This is a genomic window from Devosia sp. (genome assembly GCF_034675085.1).
In the GTDB taxonomy this organism is placed as follows: domain Bacteria; phylum Pseudomonadota; class Alphaproteobacteria; order Rhizobiales; family Devosiaceae; genus Devosia.
The window spans coordinates 1-6,805 of sequence record NZ_JAUCDN010000183.1 but is presented as its reverse complement, the minus strand read 5'-3'; the positions used below and the strand labels follow the sequence as shown (position 1 = coordinate 6,805).

7 protein-coding genes are annotated in these 6,805 nt (G+C 64.8%); all 7 read left to right on the top strand.

What is annotated here, in order from left to right; translation table 11 throughout:
* The first annotated feature begins 576 nt into the window (after nt 1-576).
* Nucleotides 577-1,320 carry a sulfite exporter TauE/SafE family protein gene (locus VDP82_RS11975; RefSeq protein WP_323015078.1) on the top strand — a complete coding sequence of 248 codons (744 nt, stop codon included), beginning with the start codon at nt 577-579 and terminating at the stop codon, nt 1,318-1,320.
* Between the two features lie 185 nt (nt 1,321-1,505).
* Nucleotides 1,506-2,417, top strand: coding sequence for a LysR family transcriptional regulator (locus VDP82_RS11970; protein WP_323015077.1), 912 nt, complete (start codon nt 1,506-1,508; stop codon nt 2,415-2,417).
* Nucleotides 2,418-2,546: 129 nt separating this feature from the next.
* Nucleotides 2,547-3,467 carry a siderophore ABC transporter substrate-binding protein gene (locus tag VDP82_RS11965; RefSeq protein ID WP_323015076.1) on the top strand — a complete coding sequence of 307 codons (921 nt, stop codon included), beginning with the start codon at nt 2,547-2,549 and terminating at the stop codon, nt 3,465-3,467.
* A gap of 77 nt (nt 3,468-3,544) precedes the next feature.
* Entirely contained in the window at nt 3,545-4,507 is a 963-nt protein-coding gene (locus VDP82_RS11960) for an ABC transporter permease (RefSeq protein ID WP_323015075.1), read from the top strand.
* Nucleotides 4,504-5,493 (top strand): iron chelate uptake ABC transporter family permease subunit, encoded by a 990-nt coding sequence (locus tag VDP82_RS11955; protein WP_323015074.1) that lies wholly within the window; start codon nt 4,504-4,506, stop codon nt 5,491-5,493. The genes VDP82_RS11960 and VDP82_RS11955 overlap by 4 nt, the downstream gene beginning before the upstream one ends.
* Nucleotides 5,490-6,248 carry an ABC transporter ATP-binding protein gene (locus VDP82_RS11950; RefSeq protein WP_323015073.1) on the top strand — a complete coding sequence of 253 codons (759 nt, stop codon included), beginning with the start codon at nt 5,490-5,492 and terminating at the stop codon, nt 6,246-6,248. Before VDP82_RS11955 ends, VDP82_RS11950 begins: the two co-directional genes overlap by 4 nt.
* Nucleotides 6,249-6,262: 14 nt before the next feature.
* Complete coding sequence (locus VDP82_RS11945) at nt 6,263-6,661, top strand: VOC family protein (RefSeq protein ID WP_323015072.1); 399 nt, start codon at nt 6,263-6,265, stop codon at nt 6,659-6,661.
* Nucleotides 6,662-6,805: the final 144 nt, after the last annotated feature.

Below are 6,805 nucleotides of genomic sequence, written 5' to 3'. Positions count from 1 at the left end.
ACGACATCCCCGATGAGATGGTGGCGCAAGCCAACGCCAGGGCCGCGAGCACTTAGGAAAACCACCATATCTCATCATCTGCACTGGAGATGCCGCACCCACCAGGCAGCACCTCCCCCTTGACGGGGGAGGTTGGGAGGGGGTGTCGAGAGCCCCAATATAAGGGTCACACGTCGCCAACCCTTGATCCCTCCCCGCAGGGGGGAGGGTGACGACTGCACCATCAGGCTTCTCTGACATCCCCGACGAGATGGTGGCGCAAGCCAACGCCAGGGCCGCGAGCACTTAGGAAAACCACCATATCTCATCATCTGCACTGGAGATGCCGCACCCACCAGGCAGCACCTCCCCCTTGACGGGGGAGGTTGGGAGGGGGTGTCGAGAGCCCGAATATCGGGCCACACGCCCCCCACCCTTGATCCCTCCCCGCAAGGGGGAGGGTGACGACTGCACCATCGGGCTTCCCCGCTCCAAAGAGCGGGCCTGACCTCGCGCCCGGCACCCCCTCTTGCCGAAACGGTGATGGCCTTTGCGCTGCCGGGCGGGCATGAGGGCGGGGTTGTTCAAAGGTGCCCCATGAGCCTTGCCCTTGCCGCCATCCTTGCCGTGGCGGTTTTTCTTACCTCCACCTTGTCCGGTGTTTTCGGCATGGCGGGAGGGCTGGTGCTGCTGGCGGCGCTGCTGGCCATGCTGCCCGTGGCCACCGCCATCGCCGTGCAGGGCGCCATCCAGATCGTGGCCAATGGCTCGCGCGCCTGGTTCTCGCGCGACCATATCGACTGGCGCATCCTGTGCACCATCTGCGTCGGGCTGGTCGCCGCCGCCATCCTGCTCTTCATCCTGCGCTATACGCCCGACCTGGCCGGGGTCTGCATCGTCATCGGCCTGCTGCCCGTTCTGGTGTGGATTCCACGCCGCTGGCTGGCGCTCGATGCCAGCAAGCCGCTGCATGGGTTTTTCTGCGGGCTGATGGGGGGCGGGCTCAACCTGGCGGTGGGTGTTTCAGGCCCCACGGTGGATATCTTCTTCATCCGCACGCAGATGGACCGGCGCAAGGTCATCGCCACCAAGGCCGCCACCCAGGTCATCTCCCATGCCGCCAAGGTGGTTTTCTACGGCGCCACCGCTTCGGCCATGGGTGGGGGCGACTGGCTGATGGTGCTGGTCGCCGCACCCTTTGCCATCGCCGGCACCAATCTGGGCTTTCACATCCTGCAACGCATGACCGATGACGGCTTCCGGGCGTGGACGCGCTGGGTCGTCACCGCCATCGGCATTTTCTATCTCGCGCGCGGCTTGTTCCTGCTCCTTGGCGGCTGATGGATGGAGCGTTTTCAGCAAAAGTGGCAGGCACTTTTGCAATTCGAAAACGCGACCGCTGAAGAACATCGAGCGTTTTCAGCAAAAGTGGTGTGCACTTTTGCGGTTCGAAAACGCGACCGCTCAGGGACATCGAGCATTTCATCGTTTCGATGAAATGCTCTAAGGTGCCGTGGGGAGACGACATGGCACCTTTCGATAGCGTAACCGCACGCCTGATTCTGCTTTTGGCCGAGACCGGCTCGATCGGCCGCGCCGCCGAGCGCGAGGGCATCGCCTCCTCGGCGGTGAGCCGGCGCGTCTCCGATCTCGAAAGCCGCCTGGGCGTCGTGCTCTTCGACCGCTCCGCCCATGGCGTGCGCCTCACCAATGCCGGAGAGGCCTATGCCGAAGGCTGCCGCATCGTCTTGCGCGCCATCGCCGATCTCGATGTGGTCATGGCCGAATTCGGCTCGGGCCAGCGCGGCAGCCTGCGCCTGGCCTGCACCAGCTCGGCGCTCACCGGGCGCCTGCCCGAGCTTCTGGCCCGCTACGCCGCCCGCAATGACGGCATCGATCTCGATATCCAGGAGATGAGCGCCGCCAAGGCGCTTCTGGCGCTGGACGAGGGCCGGGCCGACATCGCCATCGTGTCGGACAATTACGATTTCACCCGCTTCGAGATCAAAGCCTTCGAGGATGACCGCGTCTGGGTGCTGGCCCCGCCCGACCATCCCCTGGCTGCCCGGATCGAGCCGCGCAAGGATATCGGTTTTCTCGACGTCATCGATTATCCCATCGTCGGCATCCACCAGGCCGGCTCGTTGGACCGGCTTCTGGCCGAAGCCGCGCGCAAGGCGGGGCGGCAGCTCACCGAGACGGTGCGCGTCGAGAGCTTCCCGGCGCTGGTGCGCATGGTCGAGGCCGGCTTCGGCGTCGGGTTCCTGCGCTCCACCAGCCTGCATCTGCTGGCCGGCACCGATCTGGTCTGCGCCCCGCTGGGCGAAAGCTGGGCCCTGCGCCAGCTTCTCGTCGCCCGCCGCAAATCCACCCCGCTTTCGGCGGCCATGAAGAGCTTCACCGCCCTGTGCAGCGAGACCTACAGCCCTTCGAGCTGAGCTTTCCCCAAAGCTGATCGGACTGGTCATCTTTGTTTGACTCTTGCCCTTGCCGTCATTAGAAAACCGGACAGGTCCGGTCAGGATTGACCGTCCTCCCTTTTATCGTTTCTGGATTGGAAGCCTCCCGTGAAGCTCGATCGCACTCCCGCCATTTTCGCCGCCCTCGTGGCTGGCGCGCTCTCGTTCACCGCTGTCTCCGCCGTGGCGCAGGATAAAGTCATCACCCACGCCCAGGGCGAAACCACCCTGTCCGGCGTGCCGGCCAAGGTCCTGACCCAGGATTGGGCCGTCTATGACGACCTGCAGGCCCTCGGCGTCGCCGTTGCCGGCGCTCCCGCCTCCAACGCCCCCAGCTACATCACCGGCGTTCCCGCCGACCTGCTGCAGCTGGGCTCGCTCTTCGAACCCGATTTCGAGGGCATCGCCGCCTCCGAATCCGATGTCTATTTCGTCGCCGGCCGCTCGGCCAAGGCGCTTGAAACCGCCAAGGATATCCTGCCCACCATCGACCTGTCGGTGAACAACGGCTCGATCATCGAGGGCGTCAAGAACAACCTCACCATTCTGGGCGAGATCTTCGACAAGCAGGACAAGGCCGCCGAGCTCGATGCCGCGCTCGATGCCAAGGTCGCCGAGGTCAAGGCTGCCGCCGAGGGCAAGGGCACCGCGCTGGTTCTGGTCACCAATGCCGGCAAGCTCGGCGTCTATGGTCCGGATTCGCGCGTGTCCTGGGTCTATAACGAGATCGGCATGCCCTCGGCCCTGGCCAGCGTCAAGGACGGCGATCACGGCGGCGACGCGGTGACCTTCGAGTTCCTGCTCGAAGTCAATGCCGACTGGGTCTTCGTGGTCGATCGCGATGCCGGCACCGGCGAGAGCACCGGCGCCGCCGCTGCCCTGCTCGATAACGAACTGTTCAACCAGACCACCGCCGCCAAGGAAGGCCATATCGTTTACCTCGATCCGCAGGCCGCCTATATCTCCATGCACGGCTATCAGGGCGTGATGCTCCTGCTCGATCAGGTTCTGGCTGGCCTTAACGGCTGATTGGCCTTAACGCTTTGAGCGAACCCGGCGGCCCGCGGGCCGCCGGGTTCGGTTATTTCTCTTCTGGCGGTTTCCTCTTGCGCTATCTGCTCCTGGCTTTTGCTTTCACCGTGCTGCTGGCCGTCGTCAGCCTTTTCGTCGGTGTCAGCGATGTCTCGCTGACCGGCCTTCTCGCCGGCGGGGCCGAAGGGCGCGCCATGGAGGTCTTCGTCATCAGCCGCGTGCCGCGCACCCTGGCGCTGGTCCTGGCCGGGGCCTCCATGGCCATTGCCGGGCTGGTCATGCAGATGGTGGTGCGCAACCGGTTCGTTGAACCCTCCACCACCGGCACCACTGAATCGGCCACGCTCGGCTTTCTCGTCGTTACCCTTTTCGCTCCCGGCTGGCCGCTGATGGCCAAGATGGCGGTGGCGGCGGTCTTCGCCCTGGGCGGCACAGCATTGTTCCTGCGCATCCTGCGCGTGGTGCCGCTGCGCGACGTGCTGCTGGTGCCCCTGGTCGGCATCATGCTGGGCGGCATCATCGGCGCGCTTACCGCCTTTATCGCCTATCGCGCCAATCTCATGGCCTCGCTGCTCGCCTGGAACATGGGCGATTTCTCCGGCGTCATCCGTGGCCGCTATGAACTGCTCTGGATCGGCCTGGTCTGCGGCGCGATGGCCTATATCGCCGCCGACCGCTTCACGGTGGCCGGCATGGGGCGCGATTTCACCACCAATCTGGGGCTCAATTACCAGCGCGTCATGGTGCTGGGGCTGGCCATCGTCTCGGTGGTCAGTGCAGTGGTGCTGGTCTCGATCGGCTCCATACCCTTTCTCGGGCTCATCGTGCCCAATGTGGTCAGCCTGATCGTGGGCGATAATATGCGCCGCACCGTGCCCTGGGTGGCGCTGGGCGGCGCCGGCATGGTGCTGGCCTGCGACATCGTCGGGCGCCTCATCCGCTTTCCCTATGAAATTCCCATCAGCGTGGTCATGGGCGTGGTCGGCAGCGCCATCTTCCTTTACCTGCTGCTGCGCACGCCGAGGGCCGCCACATGAGTGGCCAGTCCCTTGCCGAAGCGCCTGCGCGCGCATTCTCGCGTCCCGCCATCGTGCTGCTCGTCCTGCTGGCGCTGGCGCTGGTCTCCACCGGCCTGTTCATGACGCTGGGCGCCAAGGGCAGCTGGAGCTTCGTGCTCTCCTTCCGCGGCAAGAAGCTGCTCTCCCTGGTGCTGGTCGCCTATTCGGTGGCCGTGTCCACCGTGCTGTTCCAGACCGTCACCAATAACCGCATCCTCACCCCCTCCATCATGGGGTTCGATGCGCTCTACGTCCTGCTCAAGACCGCCGTGGTCTTCTTTTTGGGCATCGGCGCGCTGGTCGCCATCGATTCGCAGCTGCAATTCCTCATCGAAGTCGTGGCCATGGCAGGCTTTTCCATCCTGCTGTTCCGCTGGCTGTTCCTGGGCGAGGAGCGCAGCCTGCATCTGCTGGTGCTGGTCGGCATCGTCTTCGGGATTTTCTTCCGCTCGCTCTCCCAGCTCATGCAGCGCATGCTCGATCCGGGCGCCTTCAACGTGCTCCAGGATACGCTGTTTGCCAGCTTCGCCACCACCGATCCCACGCTTCTGGGCATCTCCACGCTCGTCGTCGTTCTCGCCAGCGCCTATGGCTTTCGCATGATGCACACCTATGACGTGCTCTCGCTGGGCCGCGCCCAGGCCATCAATCTGGGGGTCGATTACCGCCGCACCGTCATGACCATACTGGTGCTGGTGGCTGTGCTGGTTTCGGTGTCCACCGCGCTGGTGGGGCCGGTCACTTTCTTCGGCCTCCTGGTAGCGACGCTGGCCCATTCGCTGGTGGGCAACAGCCGCCATCGCTATGTGCTGCCGGCCGCCGTGCTGCTGGCCATCATCTGCCTTGTCGGCGGCCAGACCCTGCTCGAACGGGTCTTCGCCTTCGATACGGCGCTCTCGATCATCATCGAGTTTCTGGGCGGCATCGTCTTTATCGCCCTCGTTTTGCGGAGATCGGCCCGATGATCGTCACCAACGACGTCACCAAGTCCTATGGGGCAAGCTGCGTGGTCGATGGCGTTTCGCTGGAACTGCCCCAGGGCGGCATCACCTCCATCATCGGCCCCAATGGCGCCGGCAAATCGACCCTGCTCTCCATGGTCAGCCGCCTCATGGCCATGGACAAGGGCACGGTGACCGTGGGCGGGCTCGATATTTCCCGCACCGCCAGCGACGAACTGGCGCGGCGCCTCTCCATCCTGCGCCAGGACAACCACATGACCGCGCGCCTCACCGTGCGCGATCTGGTGTCCTTCGGCCGCTATCCCCATTCCAAGGGCCGCCTCACCCTGGAGGACAAGGATCATATCGAGCGCGCCATCGGCTATCTCGACCTCGGCGCCCTGTCCGACCGGTTCCTCGACGAGCTCTCCGGCGGCCAGCGCCAGCGGGCCTTCGTCGCCATGGTGCTGTGCCAGGATACCGACTACCTGCTGCTCGACGAGCCGCTCAACAATCTCGACATGAAGCATGCCATGGGCATGATGAAGCTGTTGCGCCGCGCCGCCGACGAATTGGGCAAGACCGTGGTGCTGGTGCTGCACGATATCAATTTCGCCTCCTGGTATTCCGACCATATCGTGGCCATGAAGCAGGGCAGGGTGGCGGCCCAGGGCGATGTCGCCTCCATCATCCGCCCCGAAGTGCTTGGCGCGATTTACGAGATGGAGATCAAGGTCCACGAGATTGGCGGACAAAAGATCAGCATCTATTACGGCTGAGCCGGGAGATCGTCATGCAGCCCTCCATCGCCATCATCACCATCGGGGTGGACGATCTCGAACGCGCCTTCGCCTTTTACCGCGCCCTGTTCGAGATCGCCGACGACCAGATCGGGGCAGGGGAGGACCATGTCGCCTTCTTCCTGCCCTCGGGCCCTTCCTTCGTGCTCTTCCCGCGCGAGCAGATTGCCCGCACCGCCGGCAAGGATCCCGCCAGCGCCGGCGCGCCCGGGTTCGTCCTCAGCCACCAGGCGCAAAGCCCCGCCGAGGTCGACGACATCCTGCGCCGCGTCCTCGTCGCCGGCGGCGCCATCGTCACCGACGCCGCCCAGACCGAATGGGGCTATTCCGCCTATTTCGAGGATAGCGAAGGCAATGTCTGGGAACTCATGGCCCAGCCTGCGGCCAATTGAGGCCGCCCCCTGGAGCGTTTCCCGCCAGCCTTGAACCATCGGCGCCTTCGTCCCCTCTCCCCCAAGGGCAGGACTATCGCATATGGGTCGCGGCACGATAGCGCCGCACCCGCCGGGCGGTACCTCCCCCTTGACGGGGGAGGT